Raw genomic sequence first — 18991 nt, 5'->3', positions numbered from 1 at the left:
CGCACCAGCCTCACCGCGACCCGAGCCCCGGCACGACGACCCGCCGCGGCGCGCGGTCCCCCACCACCGACCACGCGCGCCCCTGATGCAGCCGGGCGAACGGCGGGAGGTCGCGCACACCGACTAGCTGGCGCAGATCGGACGGACGCTCCGCGCGGACCAGGACCTCGCCCTCGGCGCGGATCTGCTGCCACAGGGCCCACTGCCGCTGCCAGCCCTCCGCGTCGGCCATCAGGATGCACGGGCTCGCGGTCGTCGGCACGTCGCTCCCGGCCGTCCGCACGTCCCACTCCGGGCGCGCCGCGCGGAGTGCGCCCACCGCGTCCGACGCGCCCGCCGTGACCAGCGCCACGACCGGCCTCGCCGGTGCCCAGATCTCCGTCGAGGAGGCAGCGGACTGCCTCGGCCGCTCGTCCGCCCAGGCGAACTGCACCTCCCGCCCGTCGAGCACCGCGCGTCCCGGCGGTCGGTCCCGCACGAACCCCGACGTCTCGCCACCCGCTGCGAGGTGCTCGACGCGCGACGCCGCGCGTAGAAGCGCTCGACGGGGCAGCGCGTCGAGCACACGGCCCAAGGGACCCGATGCCCGTGCGGCCGTGAGGATCCAGGTCGTCGAAGGTGACAGGCGCAGCGACTGCTCCCACCGCTGCGCGAACTCCTGTGCGTACTCGACGGGGAGCTCGGCGTGCAGCGCGTCGATGTCGTCGCACAGCACGAGCTCGGGGATCTCCGTGTCACCCCTGACCCACGCCGCGAGCAGGTCCACCGCGCTTTCCGCATCGGAGGGGAACAGCAGGGCATCATGGCGCTGGGCCGCCACCGCGCGCACGAGCGCCGTGCGTCCGCTGCCCGGAGCGCCGACCACGGCGAGCCCGCGCTCACGTCCCGGACGCAGGAGCTCCCGAGGCTGCCGCTGTCGCTGCGGGTCGTCGGCGAGACCGAGCACCACCGCGTCTCCCCCGGCGTCGTCGCTGCCGTCGTGATCCGCGCCACGAAGGTCTGCGAGATCGATGCGTCGCGGCAACGGCGGGAGCCAGGGGCTGACAGCCGGAACCGCCTGGCTCCAGCGCGTCGCTGCACGCCGCAGGTCTCCGGGACCGGTCAGCGCGACGCGCACGAGCTGCGGCTCCGCATCCTGCGGTCGACGCACGAGCGCACAGCCGCGCCCCTCCGGCCCCCCATCGAGCAGCGCCGCGCCGTCCGTCCCGATCACGGCCCTGCTGTCCGCGGGATCTGCGACCCGCAGGCTGATCCGCAGCGGGCAGTTCGCCGCCAGGGCGTCACGGATCACGCCGCCCGCACGCTGCGTCCCGAGGACCAGGTGCATCCCCAGGGCGCGGCCGCGCGCAGCGATGTCGATGAACACGTCGCCGAGGTCGGCGTGCTCGAGGAGCAGGGCGGCGAACTCGTCGACCACGATCACCAGGCGTGGCAGGTCGGCCTCTGACACGTCACGAACGCCGGCCGCGGCGAGGGCGGCCTCCCGTCGTCGCATCTCCGCCCGCAGGCTCAAGACACCCCGGCGCGCACCCTCGTCGTCGAGGTCCGTGATCACCGCCGACACCTGGCGGAGAGCGCGAAGCGGCTCGAACGCCGTCCCACCCTTGAAGTCGGCCAGCACGAACGTCACCCGATCCGGTCCGTACGCTGCACACATCGCCGCAACCCAGGTCACGAGCAGTTCGCTCTTGCCCGCGCCGGTCATGCCGGTGACGATCGCGTGCGGTCCGTGCTCCACCAGATCGACCGCGATGTCGGTACCCCGGGCGTCACGGCCCACCACGACCGCGAGACCATCACCTGCCTCTGAGACGATCACGTCAGCCAGCGGCACGCTGAGCGGGAGCTCCGCATGCGTGTCCGACGGCTCGCCCGTCGCCGAGGCGACCAGTTCTGCCTGCGGTCGCGACAGGCACTCGACCGCGACCTCGGTCACGCCCTCCGGCGTACGCAGCGATGCGGCCCCCGGCTCGACCACGTCGAGCACGGTCGTGATCCCCGACGGCACCTCGGCGTCGGGAGCCGCCGTCCAGATCACCGCATCTGCCGCGACGGGCGCTCCGAGCGTGCCCCACCCCACCCGGAAGGCTCCCCGGCGCGCCCGCACCGCGTGAGCCGCCGTGGTCAGGCCGGACGACGCCAGCTCCTCGCCGACGAGCGCCAGTTGCGCCGGCCCGAAGCGGAGGCAGAGCTGCGCGACCAGAGCTCGTGCCGCCGCGGCTGCGACCGGGGCCTGGCCTCGGACGCAGACGCCCCCGCCGAGCCGCACCACGACCGGTGCGTCATCGAGCTCGGCGCATCGCGCGCGGAACGCCTCTGCTCGATCGCCCTCCCCACCCGTCGTGCGCACGGCGCTGACACGCACACCGCGACCCACGGTCATCTCGGTGTCGGCAGCGATCGGATCCGTCCCACGAAGCGGCGGTTCTGCGACGCACGCGGCGACGTCCGGGTGGCGCGACTCGAGCTGGGCCCGCTCCTCGGCGTGACGACGGGCGAGCGCATCCTCGACCGCGCGCCACTCGGCCTCCACCCTGTCCGCCTCACGCCGTCGATCGTGCCGTCGCGTCCTCGCGGCGTCGGCCACCGAAGCGAGCATCATGAGGGGACCGAGTGCGGCGAACCACAGCGACTGCACCGACCCTGTGGTGAGCCACAGCGCCACCCCCATCCCAACCGGGACGATTCCCGCGAGATAAGGCAGCGAGGTACGGCGCGGCGGCGCGGGCGCGGAAGGAATGACGAGGGGAGACGGGTCCATCTCCCCAGTGCACCGCTCCGTGACAGCAGAGAGCCTGCTGTCCACAGCGTCGGAGTGACTACTCCGCGGTGTCCCCCTCTGGGGAGGAGGACTGGGGGTCGCTCACCTGCAACACGATGAGCGTCACGTTGTCGCGACCACCGTTGTCGAGAGCCGCAGCGAGCATGGCGTCGACGCACGCGGCCGGATCGGAGTTCTCCCGCAGGAAATGCTGGATGCCGTAGTCGGTCAGCTCCTTGGTGAGTCCGTCGGAGCAGATCACGAACCGGTCGCCCGGACGCAGGTCGATGGTGACATAGTCCGGAGCGGTGAGCTCGCTGGCGCCCACCGCGCGCGTGATGACGTTGCTGTAGGGGTGGCCCTCGGCCTCCTCCGGGCTGAGCTTCCCCGCTGCGATCAGCTCCTGCACCACCGAGTGGTCCGTGGTCACCTGCACGAGCCGGTCATCGCGCAGGAGATAGACCCGCGAGTCGCCGATGTTCAGCGCGACCCACTGCGCCTGGTCTCCGCCGTCGTCCAGGTAGACGCCCGTGAGCGTGGTCCCGGTTCCCTCGTCGGTGGTCTCCGGGTGCTCCGCGATGTCGTCGACGGCGCGGGCGAGAGCCTCTTCGATCGTGCGATGCGAGATGTCGCCCGCGACGACCGCGGCCTGCAGGCGGGACACGGTGCTTTGGCTTGCGATCTCGCCTCCCGCGTGCCCGCCCATTCCGTCGGCGACGATGAAGAGGGGGAACTCCGCGAGGAACGCGTCCTGGTTGGTCTCACGGCGACGGCCCTGATCCGTGACACCCGACCACGAGAGCAGCAGCGGGCGTCCCGCAACCGTGACGGTGTGCGTCTTCGTCTCAGCCACGTGCTGCCTCCGATGGACCTGCGGCGGAAAGGGCGGTCGCAGGATACTCACACATCGTAGTGGAACACGATCCCCTCGCTCGCACCGGGGCCCTTCGAGGGGCAGAGCGGAACGGAGACGCCGATCGGGCGCTGCGACAAGACCATGACCTCCACGTTAGCGGGCGCATCGCCCGCGAGAACACCGTTCACACCACGAAACCCCCGGCGGTGGGCCGGGGGTTTCGCGACGACGGTCACGCAGGGGGCTGCGTGGGATCGTTCGGGGTAGTGGGAGGAGCCGGCGGTGCGGCCGGCGGGGCCGCGGGCGGAGCCGGCGGCGTGGTCGGCGGAGCCGCGGGCGGAGCGGGCGGCGTGGTCGGCGGCACAGGCGCGCTCGTCGAGGGAGCGGCGGAGGGCGCGGCCGGCGGGGCGTAGCCGGGAGCCGGCGGAGCCGTGAACCCGGGCTGCGGCGGCGCATAGCCCTGGGGCTGCTGCGGGTAGCCCTGGGGCTGCTGACCGTAGCCCTGCGGGGCACCGTACCCCTGCGGCGCCGCGGTCGCGGAGGGCTGGACCGGGATGCCGTCCCACACCGTGCGATCGCCGAGGAAGCCGTTCCCGGCCCACGAGGCGGGCTGGATGTTGGGGTTCCACCGCGACTTGTCGAAGGCGTTGATACCCAGCCACACCGGCGGGAGGAAGAAGTACAGGATGACCCAGACCGCATCCTTCTGCAGCTTCAGTCCGACCCGCCACGCGGCGATGAGGTCGAGGACACGGCCGGCGATGCCGACGAGCGGGAGGATGAGGAACCAGCCCAGGACCGGGATGATCGCCCCGACCACGCCGGCGCCGATGAGGTACAGCACGAGCCACGGGCTGAGGTCGCCGAGCTTGTAGAAGATCATCGAGTTGTAGACCGGGACCCAGGCGCGCCACTTGCCCTGGACACCGGCCTTCTCGAAGACCTTCATGTAGAACCAGGCGTAGATCGCGTACACGATGAGCGGCAGGATCGTGTACAGCAGCGTCAGCGCGACGAGTGCGCCGCCTGAGATGCCGTAATCGTAGTAGTCGTCCAAGGTTCCCCTCCAGAAGGCTGATATTCCCGGGTGATGCGCTGCTTACACTAGCGCGTCACCGCCGCCGCGCGCAGGACCCTCGCTGACGTCCCGCGCCGCGAACCGGTCTCACTCCGCGACGACGAGTTTCAGCTCGCCGGGATGGTCGGTCTCGCGCAGCACGATGCCTCGCCCCTCCGCCCACCGCAGCAGTGCCCGGCGGGAGCCGATGCGCGGTCGGTCCTCCGTGAGTGCACGCACCAGGAGGCCCTTCGACTTCTTGTTGAAGTGGTTCAGCGCTCTGCCCTGCTCGGTGACCACGCGCACATACGCCGAGGGCACCGATGCGGGCACGGGTCCGAGACCCACGTACGCCTCGCTGCGCAGGTCGAGGACGAACGACGGCGCCTCGTCCGCGATCGCCGAGGTCGTGGCTTCCGCCCAGTGACGCCGGAGCGGCGGCACCCCGGGAAGCGACGTTCCCGCGGCGAGGCGGTAGGTCGGGATCGGGTCGAGCGCGCCGACCGGACCGAACGGCGCGCTCTGGATCCACACGTGGGCGTCCGCCCACCGCCGTGACGCCGGGGAGAGCGAGGCCGCGTCGAGGGCGTCGAACAGCACGCCGGTGTAGCGGTCGATCGCCGGCATGGTCGGCGCGCTGCGGAGAGCGCGGTTGTGCGCGATGTCGTCGAGCTGCCGCTCGCTCAGTTTGAGAACACGGCGGGCGGCCTCCTCGTCGGCCGCGAGCTCGACCAGGGCGTCGAGCACGGCCGCGCGATGCTCAGCGAGAGACGGCAGCGGCAGGACACCGAGGTCGAGCGGCGCGCCCGTGCCTCCGGGACGCTTGGTCTCGGACGGCGGAAGCAGGATCTTCATGGCACCTCGTAACGCAGACGCGTCCGCCTCGACACCCAGGGTGCCGAGGCGGACGCGATGTTCAGGACTGTCAGGCGATGAGAGCCGCGTTGCCCGCCACGATGGTCAGAACGTCGCCCTCCATGGAGAGGAAGCCGTCCTGCGCGTTGGCGAGCACCTTGGCGCCGTCGGTCTGGGTGATCCGGACCTGGCCCTCGGCGAGGATGGCCAGCACCGGCTCGTGACCGGACATGAAGCCGATCTCGCCCTCGACGGTCTTGGCGACCACGAGGCTCGCCTCACCCGTCCAGACCTCCGCGTCGGCGGAGACGAGGCTGACGTTGAGCGCCATGATCAGGCGTTCTCCTTCTGGATCTGCGCCCAGCGCTCCTCCACGTCGGAGATGCCACCGACGTTGAAGAAGGCCTGCTCGGCGACGTGGTCGAAGTCACCGCGGGTGATCGCGTCGAACGACTCGATGGTCTCCTTGAGCGGAACCGTCGAACCCTCGACACCCGTGAACTTCTTCGCCATGTAGGTGTTCTGCGAGAGGAACTGCTGGATGCGACGTGCGCGCGACACGACGATCTTGTCTTCCTCGGAGAGCTCGTCGACACCGAGGATCGCGATGATCTCCTGCAGCTCCTTGTTCTTCTGGAGGATCTGCTTGACCGTGGTCGCCACGCGGTAGTGGTCCTCGCCCAGGTAGCGGGGGTCCATGATGCGCGACGTCGAGGTCAGCGGGTCGATGGCCGGGTACAGACCCTTCGACGCGATCTCACGGGAGAGCTCGGTCGTCGCGTCGAGGTGCGCGAAGGTCGTGGCCGGAGCCGGGTCGGTGTAGTCGTCGGCCGGCACGTAGATCGCCTGCAGCGAGGTGATCGAGTGACCACGCGTCGAGGTGATGCGCTCCTGCAGGAGGCCCATCTCGTCGGCGAGGTTCGGCTGGTACCCCACGGCGGAGGGCATGCGGCCCAGCAGCGTGGAGACCTCGGAACCGGCCTGCGTGAAGCGGAAGATGTTGTCGATGAAGAGCAGCACGTCCTGCTTCTGCACGTCACGGAAGTACTCCGCCATCGTCAGAGCCGAGAGCGCGACGCGCAGACGCGTCCCCGGCGGCTCGTCCATCTGGCCGAACACGAGCGCGGTCTTGTCGAAGACGCCCGCCTCCTCCATCTCGTGGATGAGGTCGTTGCCCTCACGGGTGCGCTCACCGACACCGGCGAACACCGACACACCACCGTGGTCCTGCGCGACGCGCTGGATCATCTCCTGGATGAGGACGGTCTTGCCGACGCCGGCGCCACCGAACAGACCGATCTTTCCGCCCTGCACGTACGGGGTGAGGAGGTCGATCGACTTGATGCCCGTCTCGAACATCGTGGTCTTCGACTCGAGCTGGTCGAAGTTCGGGGCCTTGCGGTGGATGGGCCAGCGCTCCGTGACCTCGATGGTCTCACCGGGCTCGCCGTTGAGGACCTCGCCGATCACGTTGAAGACCTTGCCCTTGGTGATGTCACCGACGGGGACCGAGATGGCCTCACCGGTGTCACGCACCTCCTGACCGCGGACGATGCCGTCGGTCGGCTTGAGGGCGATGGCGCGCACCAGGTCGTCGCCGAGGTGCTGTGCGACCTCGAGCGTGATCTCGGTCGACTCCTCGCCGATCACGATGGTGGTCTTCAGCGCGTTGTAGATGTCGGGGATCGAGTCGTGCGGGAACTCGATGTCGACAACCGGACCGTTGACGCGCGCGACGCGCCCGACGACCGCGGTCGCCGGCTGGTCAGCCGTGGCGGTGGTGGTCATTTCTTCGTCTCTTTCCTGATGGTCTATTTGCTCGACGAGAGGGCGTCGGCGCCGCCGACGATCTCCGCGATCTGCTGCGTGATCTCCGCCTGACGCGCGTTGTTGCGCAGACGGGTGTAGTCGGTGATGAGCTTGTCGGCGTTGTCGCTGGCCGACTTCATCGCCTTCTGCGTGGCCGCCTGCTTGGCGGCGGACGACTGCAGGAGGGCGTTGAAGACGCGGCTCTGGATGTACACCGGCAGGATCGCGTCGAGCACCGTCTCGGCATCCGGCTCGAACTCGTACAGCGGGTAGACCGTGCTGCCCGCCTCCGAGTCGTCGGCCTCCGCGATCTCCAGCGGCAGCAGGCGCACGGACTCCGGCGACTGCGTCATCATGCTGACGAAGCGGTTGTAGACGAGAGTGATCTCGTCGACGCCGCCGTCCTCGCCACCGCGGTTGAAGGCCTCGAGAAGCGTCTGCGAGATCTCCTCCGCGGTGTGGAAGGACGGGGTGTCGGTGTCGCCGGTCCACTCCGCGGCCGCCTCGATGCGACGGAACTGGAAGTAGCCCACCGCCTTGCGTCCGATGAGGTAGAACACCGGCTCCTTGCCCTGCTCGCGCAGCAGCTCCGCCACCTCGAGACCCTCACGGAGGATCTGCGAGTTGAAGGCACCGGCGAGACCGCGATCGGACGAGAAGATCACGACCGCGGAGCGGCGGATCGTCTCGGGCTCACGCGTGAGCGGGTGGTCGACGTTCGAGTGCGTCGCGACGGCGGACACGGCCCTCGTCACGGCTCGCGCGAAGGGGGTGGACGCCTTGACGCGTGCCATCGCCTTCTGGATGCGCGAAGCCGCGATGAGTTCCATCGCCTTCGTGATCTTCTTGGTCGTCTGAGCAGAAGAGATCTTCTGCTTGTAGACCCTGAGTTGAGCGCCCATGAATCAGTACCTCACGCGATTACGCGCGACGACCCTTGACGATCTTCTCCTGGTTGACGTCGTCGGCCTCGGCCGCAGCGTGCTCCTCGTGGCCGGGGGCGCCGATGGCGTGGCCCTTGCCGCCCTGGAACTCCAGGAGGAAGTTGTCGGTCTGCTTGTCGAGCTCGGCGACCGTGTCGTCGTCCAGCACGTTCGTCTCGCGCAGCGTGTCGAGCACCTTGGTGTTGCGGCGCAGGTAGTCGAGCAGCTCGCGCTCGAAGCGCAGCACGTCTTCGACCTCGATCTTGTCGAGCTTGCCGTTCGTGCCGGCCCAGATCGAGACGACCTGCTCCTCCACGGGGTACGGCGAGTACTGCGGCTGCTTGAGCAGCTCGGTCAGACGGGCACCGCGCTCGAGCTGACGACGCGACGCCTGGTCGAGGTCGGACGCGAACATCGCGAACGCCTCGAGGGAGCGGTACTGCGACAGCTCCAGCTTCAGCGTTCCGGAGACCTTCTTGATCGACTTGACCTGGGCGTCACCACCGACTCGCGAGACCGAGATACCCACGTCGACCGCCGGACGCTGGTTGGCGTTGAAGAGGTCGGACTGGAGGAAGATCTGGCCGTCGGTGATCGAGATCACGTTGGTCGGGATGTACGCCGAGACGTCGTTGGCCTTCGTCTCGATGATCGGAAGACCCGTCATCGAACCGGCGCCCAGCTCGTCGGACAGCTTCGCGCACCGCTCGAGCAGGCGCGAGTGCAGGTAGAACACGTCGCCGGGGTACGCCTCGCGGCCCGGCGGACGGCGGAGCAGCAGCGACACGGCGCGGTAGGCCTCGGCCTGCTTCGACAGGTCGTCGAAGATGATCAGGACGTGCTTGCCGCCGTACATCCAGTGCTGGCCGATGGCCGAGCCGGTGTACGGAGCCAGGTACTTGAAGCCGGCGGGGTCGGACGCGGGAGCGGCCACGATCGTGGTGTACTCCAGGGCGCCGGCCTCCTCGAGCGCGCCCTTCACCGAGGCGATCGTCGAGCCCTTCTGGCCGATCGCGACGTAGATGCAGCGCACCTGCTTGGTGACGTCGCCGGACTCCCAGTTGGCCTTCTGGTTGATGATCGTGTCGAGCGCGATCGCCGTCTTGCCGGTCTGGCGGTCGCCGATGATGAGCTGACGCTGACCACGGCCGACCGGGATCATGGCGTCGATCGCCTTGATGCCCGTCTGCATCGGCTCGTGCACCGACTTGCGCTGCATGACGCCGGGGGCCTGGAGCTCGAGCTCGCGGACGCCCTCCGTCGCGATCGCGCCGAGACCGTCGATCGGGTTGCCGAGCGGGTCGACCACGCGGCCGAGGTAGCCGTCGCCGACCGGGACCGAGAGGACCTCACCCGTGCGGGTGACCTCCTGGCCGGCCTCGATGCCGGTGAAGTCGCCGAGGACGACCACGCCGATCTCGTGCTCGTCGAGGTTCAGGGCCAGGCCCTTGGTGCCGTCCGCGAACGTGACGAGCTCGTTCGCCATCACGCCGGGCAGACCCTCGACGTGCGCGATGCCGTCGGCGGCGTCGATGACGGTGCCGACCTCGGTCGCAGCGGCGCCGGTGGGCTCGTATGCGGCGGCGAAGTCCTTCAGCGCGTCACGGATGACGTCGGGGCTGATCGATAGTTCTGCCATTGTCTTCCCTTTGTATCTGGGTGCGCGGTTCCCCGCGCGAAGTCGTGTTAGCCCGCGAGCTTCTGGCGAAGGTCGGCGAGTCGTGCGGAGATGCTGCCGTCGATGACGTCATCGGCGATCTGCACGCGCAGACCCCCGACGACGGCGGGATCGATGACGACGTTGAGCGAGACCTCGCCGTCGTAGCGACGCGAGAGGGCGTCGCTCAGACGGGTGCGCTGCGCATCGCTGAGCGGGGTCGCGGTGTACACCGTGGCCACGACGAGACCGCGCTGGGCGGACACGAAGCGGATGGCCCTGCTCAGGAGCTGGCGGACACGCCGCTCGCGCGGACGACGCACGAGGGACGAGACGATCAGCGTGGTGGCCGCACCGGCGGAGGATCCGGCGAGGAGGCGCTCGACGAGCTCCCCCTTCGCGTCCTCTCCCCCGAGGCGGCTGCCCAGAGCGAGTTCGAGCTCCGGGTTCGCGGCGACGAGCCGGGCGAAGGCGAAGAGCTCACCCTCGATGTCGACACCGGGCTCGGCGATCGCGGCGGACCGGATCGCGAGCTCCTCGATGCCGTCGACGAGCTCGTCGGCGTTCGACCAGCGTTGCGCCACGGCTGCGCTCAGAACGCTCTGAGACGCGGCCGAGAGCCCGCCGAACACCGCGGAGACGACGTTCTGCCGCGACTCCACGGACGCCGACGGGTCGGCCAGCGCGCCGCTCAGCTGAGACGAATCGCCCACGGTGCGCGCGGCGACGAACAGCTCCCGCGCGGTGTCGAGGGTGACGTCCTTCGCTGCGGCAAGCGCCTGAGTGGATGCCGCGAGTGCCTGAGCGGTCGCGCTGCCCATTACTGAGCCGCCTTCTCGGATGCTTCGAGATCGGCGAGGAAGCGGTCGACCACGGCGGCCGCGCGAGCGTCGTCGGACAGCGTCTCGCCGACCACGCCACCGGCGAGGTCGAGTGCGAGCGAGCCGACCTCGCTGCGCAGGGAAACGAGAGCCGTCTGGCGCTCCGCCTCGATCTGCGAGTGCGCGGTGGCGGTCAGACGCGCAGCCTCGCTGGCTGCGGTCTCCTTCGCCTCGGCGATGATCTTCTTGCCGTCCTCACGGGCGGCCTCGCGGATCTCCCCGGCCTCGGTGCGCGCCTCGGCGAGCTGGCGGGTGTACTCCTCGAGGGCGGCCTCCGCCTGCTTCTGCGCCTCATCGGCCTTGGCGATGTTGCCCTCGATGGCGGCGGACCGCTCGTCGAGCATCTTCGTCAGACGGGGAAGGGCGACCTTCCACACGACGACGAGGATGATGAGGAACCAGAGGCCCGACCAGATGATGTCGTACCCCGCGGGGAGCAGCGGATTGGGGGACTCCCCCTCCGCTGCCGCGAGGTTCGTGACAAGAGCGTTCAGCATCCTGTCTCCTTCAGAAGTCGGTGGGGATTACGGGAAGGGGATGAATCCGACGGCGATGCCGACGAACGCAAGCGCCTCGGTGAAGGCGATACCGATCCACATGAGGACCTGCAGGCGACCGGCCAGCTCGGGCTGACGGGCGACGCCCTCGATGGTCTTACCGACGACGATGCCCACACCGATGGCCGGACCGATGGCTGCGAGGCCGTAGCCGACCGCCGCGAGGTGGCCGTTGATTTCAGCGAGAACCGTAGTTGCGTCCACGGGTTTTTCCTTTCGTTGGGTGGGAGGGCTGTTGCCCGCCCGCTCAGTGCTCTTCTGCGACCGCGAGCTGGATGTAGACCGCGGTGAGGACGGTGAAGACGTAGGCCTGCAGGACGGCCACCAGGATCTCGAAGAGAGTGAAGGCGCCGCCGAAGGCGAGGGTTCCGATACCGAGGACGGCCCAGCCGCCACCCGCGGTGAAGAAGAAGAACTGGGTGGCCGCGAAGCACAGCACCAGGATCATGTGGCCGACGACCAGGTTCATCAGCAGTCGCAGGGTGAGGGTCACCGGGCGGATGATGAACGTCGAGATGAGCTCGATCGGCGTGACGATGAAGTAGACCGGCCACGGGACACCCGACGGGAAGAGCGCGTTCTTGAAGAAGTTCTTCGGGCTCTTCTTGATGCCGGCGTAGATGAAGGTGACGTAGCTGACCACGGCGAGGGTGAGCGGGACAGCGATGATCGCGGTGCCCGGCATGTTCAACCCCGGGATGATGCCCGTGACGTTCATGAACAGCACCATGAAGAAGATCGTGGTGAGGATCGGCAGGAACCGGTCGCCGTCCTTGCGGCCGAGCAGGTCGTGCGCGATGCCGCCGCGGACGAAGCCGAGGCCCATCTCGACCAGGCTCTGGAACCGCCCAGGCACGACCTTCATACGGCGCGTGCCCAGCCAGAGGATCAGGACCACGGCGATCACCGAGAGGAGCTGGATCAACTGGATGCGGGTCACCGGCAGAGGCCCGACCTGGAAGAGGATCGGCGGGAAGAACTCGTCGATCGAAGGGCCGTGGAACTCGCCATCGGAAGACGCGAGTCGGGGGGTCAGGGTCGCAGCAAGATTAAACAGCGCGGGCTCCAGCTTCGGGGCACCGGTCAGAACCGGGGCGACGATGGTCGGTGTGCTTCAAGCGCAAGCGCTCGCGGGCGAGCGGCGGGCACTCCCCAACACTATCAGAATCCAAGGGTGCCCTAAGACCGCGGAGCGTCGTCCGCCGGGCCGGTGGAGCCGCCGTTCGCGGCGCCGGGCGCGCGGTCCTCCGGCACCTCGGTCGGCAGCGTGGTGTCGCTCACGTTCGGCAGGCGCATCTGGGTGAGCACCACCACATCGATCACCAGCGACATCACCACCCCCGCGACGATCGAGAGGAAGAACACCATCGGGTCGAGCCACGGCTGCCCCGACAGCAGGATCATCACCAGCACGAACACGCCGAGCTTGAGCAGCCAGCCGCCCAGGACGATCGCGAAGAACAGCTGCACGTACAGCGGGTCGCCGTACCACCGGTTCGCGATCAGGATGCTGATACCCGTGATCGCGAGGAACAGCGCCGCCAGCAGCACGCCGAGAAGGCCGCTGACCAGCCCCTCCCCCTGGGCGACGGCGAAGCCGATGCCGCCGGCGAGCAGCGCCAGCACGACGGTCGCCACCGCCGACCAGACGAGGGTGCGACGCAGGATCGGCGTGCTGGAAACGGGACTCGGGCTCATCGGGGCTCCACGGGGGTCGGGTCGGGTTCAGCGGCCGCCGGCGCCTTGCGGCGGCGGGTGGGACTCAGGGTGATGACGAGGCAGGCGGCGATGCCGACCACGCCGAAGCCGACACCGGGAAGGTACTGGCCGGGCCAGTCCTCTCGCGCACCGACGTACATGAGGAGGACGGCGAGGGAGATCACAGCCGTCCACGCGTAGAAGATGAGGACGGCGTCGCGGTCGCGGTGGCCGAGGTCGAGCATCCGGTGGTGCAGGTGCTTGCGGTCGGGCGAGAACGGCGACCGACCCGCGCTCATCCGCCGCAGCACCGCGAGCCCGAAGTCGAGCAGCGGCAGCAGCACGACCAGCAGCGGCAGCAGGATCGGCAGGAACGCGCCGACGAGCTGCGACCGGCCGAGGCGATCCGGCTCCAGCGCCGACGGATCCATCTGCCCGGTGATCGCGATCGCGGACGTCGCCATGAGCAGGCCGAGCACCAGCGCACCGGAGTCGCCCATGAAGAGCTTCGCCGGGCTCCAGTTCAGCGGGAGGAAGCCCAGGCACGCCCCGATCAGCACCGCCGCGAGGAACGTGGAGAGGTTGAAGTAGCTGGAGGCGCCGGAGTCGCGCGTGAAGATGTAGGAGTACGCGAAGAACACGCCGTTCGAGATCAGGCACACGCCCGCGACCAGGCCGTCCAGCCCGTCGATGAAGTTGACCGCGTTCATCACGATCACGATCGCGAACATCGTGATGGTGATGCTCAGCCAGCTCGACACGACGATCAGGTCGCCGAAGGGCAGCGACAGGATCTGCAGTCCCCCGCCCACGGTGATGATGCCTGCGGCCAGGAACTGCGCACCGAGCTTGATCATCCAGTCGAGGTCCCACAGGTCGTCGACGACGCCGATCACCGCGATCAGCAGCGAGGCCGCGAGGATCGCCCACATGGTCTGCGGAGGCGTCCAGATGCTCTGGAAGAACGGGTTGGCGGCCGACACCGCGAACGCCGCGACGATGCCGAGGAAGATGGCCACGCCGCCCAGCCGCGGGGTGGGCGTGGTGTGCACGTCGCGCTCGCGGATGCCCGGGTACAGCTTGAAGCGGAGGCTCAGCCGCCACACCGCCCACGTCAGCACGAAGGTGATGGCGGCGGTGACGATGATCGTGAAGAGGTACTGCTTCACGAATCCCCGTCCTGCTCCTGCTGCTGCTCCGGCTCGAGCAGCTCGCCCAGGACCTCGTGCAGCTGCTCGCGCGTGACGACGCCGTGCCGCAGGATCCGCACGACCCCCTCGCCGTCGTCGGCGCCGCGACGCACGAGCGAGGTCGCGTCGACGATGGTCGAGGCGATGCCGTTCGCGCTCATGCCGTCGGCGAGGTACACCGCCACGCTGTCGCCGAGCATCTTCTCGGCGTCGAGCGCGGAGATCGCCGCGTCCCGTCCCGTGAGGTTCGCACTGGACACGGCGAGCGGCCCGGTCTCGGCCAGCAGCTCCAGGACCACCCGGCCCTCCGGCATGCGCACGGCGACGGTCCCCTGGGTCTCCCCCAGGTCCCACACCAGCGACGGCTGCGCGGGGAGCACGATGGTCAGCCCGCCGGGCCAGAACGCGTCGACGAGGCGCTGCACCGGCTCCGGAACCGACTCGGCCAGGGCCGTCAGGGTCTCCTTGCTGCCGATCAGCACGGGCGGCGGCTGATCGCGCCCTCGACCCTTCGCGTCGAGCAGACGCTGCACCGCCGTCGGCGAGAACGCGTCGGCGGCGACGCCGTACACGGTGTCGGTGGGGATGACGATGAGGTCGCCGCGGCCGATCGCCTGGCGCGCGTTGCGCATTCCGGCGAGCAGCTGCGCCTCGTCGCGGCAGTCGAAGATGGGGGACATGACGGTTCGATTCTATGCGGGACGGACGTCGGAGATGCTCGGAGACCCCTGATCAGGGCCGGATCGCGGTGGTCGCACGGTCGCGCAACGTCAGATCGCGGTGCGTGGCCGCGGCGCGCCAGCCGTCCGCCGTGAGCAGCTCGCGGATCTCCGCGCCCTGCAGCTCCCCGTGCTCGATCACCAGCACGCCCCCCGGGCGGAGCAGACGCAGCGCCCGGTCGCTCAGCACCCGCACGACGTCGAGCCCGTCCGCGCCGCCGTACAGCGCGAGCGCCGGATCGAACAGGCGCACCTCGGGGTCGCGCGGCACCGCGGCATCGGGGACGTACGGCGGATTCGAGATGACCACGCTGGCGGTGCCGTCGAGCTCGGGGAACGCCTCGGCCAGGTCGGACAGCACGAGCGTGAGGTTGCCGGTGCCGGCGACGTTGCGTGCCGCCCAGGCGTGGGCCTCCTCGGACAGCTCCGCGGCGAAGATCCGCGCGTGCGGCACCTCGGTCGCCATCGCCAGGGCGATCGCGCCGCTGCCCGTGCCCAGGTCGACGCCGACCGGGGCGGCCTCGCCCGAGTTCAGCAGGGCGTCGATCGCGAACTGGGCGACGGTCTCGGTCTCCGGCCGCGGGATGAACACCCCGGGGCCCACCGACAGCTCCAGGTGCCGGAACGGCGCGACACCCGTGAGGTGCTGCAGCGGCTCCCGCCCGGCGCGACGGGACACCAGGCGGGTCAGCGCGGCCTGCTGCTCCTCGTCGATGCGGTCGCCCCGCACGATCGCCGCCTGCACCTCGCCCCGCCGCCGGTCGAGCACGTGCGCGGCCAGGAGCTCCGCGTCCACGAGCGGGTCGGGGACACCGGCATCGGCGAGGCTCTGCGCGGCGGCGCGCACGACGGCAGCGAGCGAGGAGTCGGGCATGCCTCCAGCGTAGAGCGCCCGCACCCGTCACATTGCCCTCCCCCACAGGCCGCTCCCGTAGTCTGGGAGCCGCAGCGACCCGTGAAGGAAGGCCTCACCCATGCCCGGTATCCACTCCGACATCACCACCGCTTTCGGCAACACCCCGCTCGTGCGCCTGAATCGGGTGACCGAGGGACTCGGGGCCACCGTGCTCGCGAAGCTCGAGTTCTACAACCCGGCCTCCAGCGTCAAGGACCGCATCGGCATCGCCATGATCAACGCGGCCGAGGCGTCGGGAGAGCTGAAGCCGGGCGGCACGATCGTCGAGTCCACCAGCGGCAACACCGGCATCGCCCTCGCCATGGTCGGCGCGGCCCGCGGCTACCGCGTGATCCTCACGATGCCCGCGTCGATGTCGAAGGAGCGCCGGGTGCTGCTCAAGGCGTTCGGCGCCGAGATCGTGCTCACCGACCCCACGAAGGGCATGAAGGGGGCGATCGAAGAGGTCAAGCGCATCGTCGACGAGACCCCCGGCGCGATCTGGATCCGCCAGTTCGAGAACCCCGCCAACCCGCAGATCCACCGCGAGACGACGGCGCAGGAGATCCTCCGCGACACCGACGGCGCGGTCGACATCTTCATCGCCGGCGTCGGCACGGGAGGCACGGTGACCGGCACCGGGCAGGCGCTCAAGGCCGCGAAGCCCGGCGTGCAGGTCATCGCCGTCGAGCCCAAGGACTCCCCCGTGCTGACCGAGGGGCACCCCGGCCCCCACAAGATCCAGGGCATCGGCCCGAACTTCGTCCCCGACGTGCTCGACCGCGACGTGCTCGACGAGATCATCACGGCGGAGTTCGACGAGTCGCTGCGGGTCGCGCGCGAGCTCGCGGCGAAGGAGGGCCTGCTGGTCGGCATGTCGTCCGGTGCCGCGGTCGCGGCCGCGCTGACGGTCGCCGCGCGACCAGAGAACGCCGGCAAGACGATCGTCGTGATCATCCCCGACACCGGTGAGCGCTACCTCTCCACCGCGCTGTTCGAGGACCTGCGCGAAGACTGAGACCGCCGATGGGACTGATCGCGCGAATGCGCGAGGACATCGCCGCCGCACGCCTCCGCGACCCCGCCGCGCGCACGTCGCTCGAAGTGGCCCTGCTCTACCCCGGCCTGCACGCCATCTGGGCGCACCGGGTCTCGCACGCGCTGTGGCGTCGACGGCTGCGACTGCTCGCCCGCGCGGGGTCGCAGCTGTCGCGCTGGCTCACCGGCGTGGAGATCCACCCCGGCGCGCGCATCGGCAGGCGCTTCTTCATCGACCACGGCATGGGCATCGTGATCGGCGAGACCGCGGAGATCGGCGACGACGTGCTGATGTACCACGGGGTCACCCTGGGCGGACGCACCCGCGACGTCGGCAAGCGGCACCCGACGCTCGGCGACGGCGTCGCGGTCGGAGCCGGCGCGAAGATCCTCGGCCCGGTGACGGTCGGCGACCGCTGCGTCATCGGGGCGAACGCGGTCGTCACGAAGGACGCCCCCGCGGATAGCGTGCTGGTGGGTGTGCCGGCGAAGCCGCGTCAGCGCACCGCGGGCGAGGACACCAGGGCCCTGCTGACCGCCCCCGACTACTCCATCTGACGCCCGGCACGGGGCGCACGCCTCGCGCCGCGCGCCTCGAGTCGGCGCCGCAGGAACAGCCACGGGAGCAGCACGCTGCCGACGGCCGTGACCAGCCACACGATCACCGACCCCAGCAGCCACCCGGTCAGATCGGTGATGCGCAGACCGCCGATCGGGAGCAGCACGACGACCACGAGCGCGATGAAGGTCGACACGATCCCGATGCCGCCCATCAGCACCGGCGCGTAGCGATCCGCGAGCCTGCTGACCCACGGTGACAGCACCGTCTGCAGCACCGCGAACACGAGGATGCACACCACGAAGCCCCACCACTGGCTCCACTGGATCTGGAAACCGTCGAGCAGCACGTCGGCCGCGAGCAGACCGAGGCCCGCCGACACCAGATACAGGAGAGCGCGGAACAGGAGGGTGATCACGGGGCCGAGCATAGCGGCACCGAGAGGCCGCACTCAGGAATCGGATCCCACCGCGGCGAGCCGCGCCTCCTCATCGGCCGCGATCGCGCTCTCGATGATCGGATCGAGCGCGCCGTCCATCACCTGGTCGAGGTTGTATGCCTTGAAGCCGGTGCGGTGGTCGGCGATCCGGTTCTCCGGGAAGTTGTACGTGCGGATCCGCTCGGAGCGGTCCATGCCGCGGATCTGCGACTTGCGCGCATCCGAGGCCGCCGCGTCGAGCTCCTCCTGCTGCTTCGCCAGCAGCCGCGCGCGGAGCACCCGCATCGCGGCCTCGCGGTTCTGCAGCTGCGACTTCTCGTTCTGCATCGACACGACGATGCCGGTCGGCACGTGGGTGATGCGCACCGCCGAGTCGGTCGTGTTGACGGACTGCCCCCCGGGGCCCGAAGAGCGGAACACGTCGATCTTCAGGTCGTTCTGGTCGATGTGGATCTCCTCCGGCTCATCGACCTCCGGGAAGACCAGCACCCCGGTGGTGGAGGTGTGGATGCGGCCCTGGGACTCCGTCGCCGGTACCCGCTGCACGCGGTGCACGCCGCCCTCGTACTTGAGGTGCGCCCACACGCCCTGGGCCGGATCGGACGAGGAGCCCTTGATCGCGACCTGCACATCCTTGTAGCCGCCGAGGTCGGACTCGTTGCGCTCCAGCAGCTCGGTCTTCCAGCCCTTCGACGCGGCGTACTGGATGTACATGCGCAGCAGGTCGGCGGCGAACAGCGCCGACTCGGCACCGCCCTCCCCCGCCTTGATCTCCATGATCACGTCGCGGGCGTCGTCGGGGTCGCGCGGGATGAGCAGTCGGCGCAGGCGTTCCTGCGCGGCCTGCACGCCCTCCTCCAGCGCGGGGACCTCGGCGGCGAACGCCTCGTCCTCGCGCGCCAGCTCCCTCGCCGCCTCCAGGTCGTCGACCGCCGCCGTCCACGCCTCGTGCGCCGCGACGATGCGCGACAGCTCGGCGTAGCGGCGGTTGACGCGCTTGGCGCGGGCGGCGTCGGCGTGCACCGCCGGGTCGGAGAGCTCCTCCTGCACCCGGCGATGCTCGTCGATCAGAGTCTGGACGGACTCGAACACGTCGC

The 18991-nt window shown here is 69.8% G+C and carries 20 protein-coding genes; 2 read left to right on the top strand and 18 right to left on the bottom strand.

Annotated features, from left to right (window positions below):
• Window positions 1-10: 10 nt before the first annotated feature.
• The 16 genes from KZC56_RS12260 to prmC form a co-directional block, all read right to left on the bottom strand.
• Window positions 11-2665 (bottom strand): FtsK/SpoIIIE domain-containing protein, encoded by a 2655-nt coding sequence (locus KZC56_RS12260; protein ID WP_247638655.1) that lies wholly within the window; start codon window positions 2663-2665, stop codon window positions 11-13.
• A 154-nt stretch (window positions 2666-2819) separates the two neighbouring features.
• Complete coding sequence (locus KZC56_RS12255) at window positions 2820-3614, bottom strand: PP2C family protein-serine/threonine phosphatase (protein ID WP_136030030.1); 795 nt, start codon at window positions 3612-3614, stop codon at window positions 2820-2822.
• 235 nt (window positions 3615-3849) lie between these two features.
• Window positions 3850-4674, bottom strand: a complete 825-nt coding sequence (locus KZC56_RS12250; protein ID WP_206251403.1) for a DUF5684 domain-containing protein — start codon at window positions 4672-4674, stop codon at window positions 3850-3852.
• Between the two features lie 108 nt (window positions 4675-4782).
• Window positions 4783-5529 carry a YaaA family protein gene (locus tag KZC56_RS12245; RefSeq protein ID WP_247638654.1) on the bottom strand — a complete coding sequence of 249 codons (747 nt, stop codon included), beginning with the start codon at window positions 5527-5529 and terminating at the stop codon, window positions 4783-4785.
• Between the two features lie 70 nt (window positions 5530-5599).
• Window positions 5600-5860, bottom strand: a complete 261-nt coding sequence (locus KZC56_RS12240; RefSeq protein WP_136029295.1) for a F0F1 ATP synthase subunit epsilon — start codon at window positions 5858-5860, stop codon at window positions 5600-5602.
• Between the two features lie 2 nt (window positions 5861-5862).
• Window positions 5863-7317: a F0F1 ATP synthase subunit beta gene (gene atpD / locus KZC56_RS12235; RefSeq protein ID WP_136029293.1), complete on the bottom strand. Its 1455-nt coding sequence runs from the start codon at window positions 7315-7317 to the stop codon at window positions 5863-5865.
• Between the two features lie 23 nt (window positions 7318-7340).
• Window positions 7341-8240, bottom strand: a complete 900-nt coding sequence (locus KZC56_RS12230) for a F0F1 ATP synthase subunit gamma (RefSeq protein ID WP_136029291.1) — start codon at window positions 8238-8240, stop codon at window positions 7341-7343.
• Between the two features lie 19 nt (window positions 8241-8259).
• On the bottom strand, window positions 8260-9900 hold the full coding sequence (gene atpA / locus KZC56_RS12225) for a F0F1 ATP synthase subunit alpha (RefSeq protein WP_247638653.1): 1641 nt from the start codon (window positions 9898-9900) through the stop codon (window positions 8260-8262).
• 47 nt (window positions 9901-9947) lie between these two features.
• Window positions 9948-10739 carry a F0F1 ATP synthase subunit delta gene (locus KZC56_RS12220; RefSeq protein WP_247638652.1) on the bottom strand — a complete coding sequence of 264 codons (792 nt, stop codon included), beginning with the start codon at window positions 10737-10739 and terminating at the stop codon, window positions 9948-9950.
• Window positions 10739-11296, bottom strand: a complete 558-nt coding sequence (locus KZC56_RS12215; RefSeq protein WP_247638651.1) for a F0F1 ATP synthase subunit B — start codon at window positions 11294-11296, stop codon at window positions 10739-10741. The genes KZC56_RS12220 and KZC56_RS12215 overlap by 1 nt, the downstream gene beginning before the upstream one ends.
• 27 nt (window positions 11297-11323) lie before the next feature.
• Entirely contained in the window at window positions 11324-11560 is a 237-nt protein-coding gene (gene atpE / locus KZC56_RS12210) for an ATP synthase F0 subunit C (RefSeq protein ID WP_025103147.1), read from the bottom strand.
• 43 nt (window positions 11561-11603) lie between these two features.
• A complete protein-coding gene (atpB, locus tag KZC56_RS12205) occupies window positions 11604-12413 on the bottom strand; it encodes a F0F1 ATP synthase subunit A (protein WP_504919223.1) in 810 nt (269 codons plus the stop codon).
• A 122-nt stretch (window positions 12414-12535) separates the two neighbouring features.
• Window positions 12536-13054 (bottom strand): Cg1360 family ATP-synthase-associated protein, encoded by a 519-nt coding sequence (locus KZC56_RS12200; RefSeq protein ID WP_136029281.1) that lies wholly within the window; start codon window positions 13052-13054, stop codon window positions 12536-12538.
• Window positions 13051-14223, bottom strand: a complete 1173-nt coding sequence (locus KZC56_RS12195) for an MraY family glycosyltransferase (protein ID WP_136029279.1) — start codon at window positions 14221-14223, stop codon at window positions 13051-13053. Before KZC56_RS12195 ends, KZC56_RS12200 begins: the two co-directional genes overlap by 4 nt.
• Complete coding sequence (locus KZC56_RS12190; protein WP_136029277.1) at window positions 14220-14924, bottom strand: L-threonylcarbamoyladenylate synthase; 705 nt, start codon at window positions 14922-14924, stop codon at window positions 14220-14222. The genes KZC56_RS12195 and KZC56_RS12190 overlap by 4 nt, the downstream gene beginning before the upstream one ends.
• A 52-nt stretch (window positions 14925-14976) precedes the next feature.
• Complete coding sequence (gene prmC, locus KZC56_RS12185; RefSeq protein WP_136035258.1) at window positions 14977-15837, bottom strand: peptide chain release factor N(5)-glutamine methyltransferase; 861 nt, start codon at window positions 15835-15837, stop codon at window positions 14977-14979.
• Window positions 15838-15937: 100 nt separating this feature from the next.
• Here prmC and cysK point away from each other — a divergent pair, with 100 nt between their 5' ends.
• A complete protein-coding gene (gene cysK / locus KZC56_RS12180; RefSeq protein WP_136029273.1) occupies window positions 15938-16876 on the top strand; it encodes a cysteine synthase A in 939 nt (312 codons plus the stop codon).
• An 8-nt stretch (window positions 16877-16884) separates the two neighbouring features.
• Window positions 16885-17454 carry a serine O-acetyltransferase EpsC gene (gene epsC, locus KZC56_RS12175; protein ID WP_136029271.1) on the top strand — a complete coding sequence of 190 codons (570 nt, stop codon included), beginning with the start codon at window positions 16885-16887 and terminating at the stop codon, window positions 17452-17454.
• On the opposite strand, the gene KZC56_RS12170 is transcribed toward epsC, so the two are convergent.
• Both KZC56_RS12170 and prfA read right to left on the bottom strand, forming a co-directional pair.
• The gene (locus KZC56_RS12170; RefSeq protein WP_247638650.1) at window positions 17442-17873 is read right to left on the bottom strand and encodes a phage holin family protein; all 432 of its coding nucleotides are present in this window, start codon (window positions 17871-17873) and stop codon (window positions 17442-17444) included. The two genes, epsC and KZC56_RS12170, sit on opposite strands and share 13 nt — an antisense overlap.
• A 33-nt stretch (window positions 17874-17906) precedes the next feature.
• Entirely contained in the window at window positions 17907-18986 is a 1080-nt protein-coding gene (gene prfA / locus KZC56_RS12165; RefSeq protein WP_136029266.1) for a peptide chain release factor 1, read from the bottom strand.
• Window positions 18987-18991: the final 5 nt, after the last annotated feature.

This window comes from Microbacterium sufflavum, from assembly GCF_023091155.1.
GTDB lineage: Bacteria > Actinomycetota > Actinomycetes > Actinomycetales > Microbacteriaceae > Microbacterium > Microbacterium sufflavum.
The sequence above is the reverse complement of the archived record's forward strand: the minus strand, read 5'-3'. Positions and strand labels throughout refer to the sequence as shown.

What these genes read in the sequence shown, in the direction of transcription:
- atpA (WP_247638653.1), bottom strand. Translation starts at nt 9,900, where the DNA reads ATGGCAGAACTATCGATCAGCCCCGACGTCATCCGTGACGCGCTGAAG.
- KZC56_RS12200 (WP_136029281.1), bottom strand. Translation starts at nt 13,054, where the DNA reads ATGAGCCCGAGTCCCGTTTCCAGCACGCCGATCCTGCGTCGCACCCTC.
- cysK (WP_136029273.1), top strand. Translation starts at nt 15,938, where the DNA reads ATGCCCGGTATCCACTCCGACATCACCACCGCTTTCGGCAACACCCCG.
- atpD (WP_136029293.1), bottom strand. Translation starts at nt 7,317, where the DNA reads ATGACCACCACCGCCACGGCTGACCAGCCGGCGACCGCGGTCGTCGGG.
- KZC56_RS12220 (WP_247638652.1), bottom strand. Translation starts at nt 10,739, where the DNA reads ATGGGCAGCGCGACCGCTCAGGCACTCGCGGCATCCACTCAGGCGCTT.
- KZC56_RS12190 (WP_136029277.1), bottom strand. Translation starts at nt 14,924, where the DNA reads ATGTCCCCCATCTTCGACTGCCGCGACGAGGCGCAGCTGCTCGCCGGA.
- KZC56_RS12230 (WP_136029291.1), bottom strand. Translation starts at nt 8,240, where the DNA reads ATGGGCGCTCAACTCAGGGTCTACAAGCAGAAGATCTCTTCTGCTCAG.
- KZC56_RS12245 (WP_247638654.1), bottom strand. Translation starts at nt 5,529, where the DNA reads ATGAAGATCCTGCTTCCGCCGTCCGAGACCAAGCGTCCCGGAGGCACG.
- KZC56_RS12240 (WP_136029295.1), bottom strand. Translation starts at nt 5,860, where the DNA reads ATGGCGCTCAACGTCAGCCTCGTCTCCGCCGACGCGGAGGTCTGGACG.
- prmC (WP_136035258.1), bottom strand. Translation starts at nt 15,837, where the DNA reads ATGCCCGACTCCTCGCTCGCTGCCGTCGTGCGCGCCGCCGCGCAGAGC.
- KZC56_RS12215 (WP_247638651.1), bottom strand. Translation starts at nt 11,296, where the DNA reads ATGCTGAACGCTCTTGTCACGAACCTCGCGGCAGCGGAGGGGGAGTCC.
- epsC (WP_136029271.1), top strand. Translation starts at nt 16,885, where the DNA reads ATGGGACTGATCGCGCGAATGCGCGAGGACATCGCCGCCGCACGCCTC.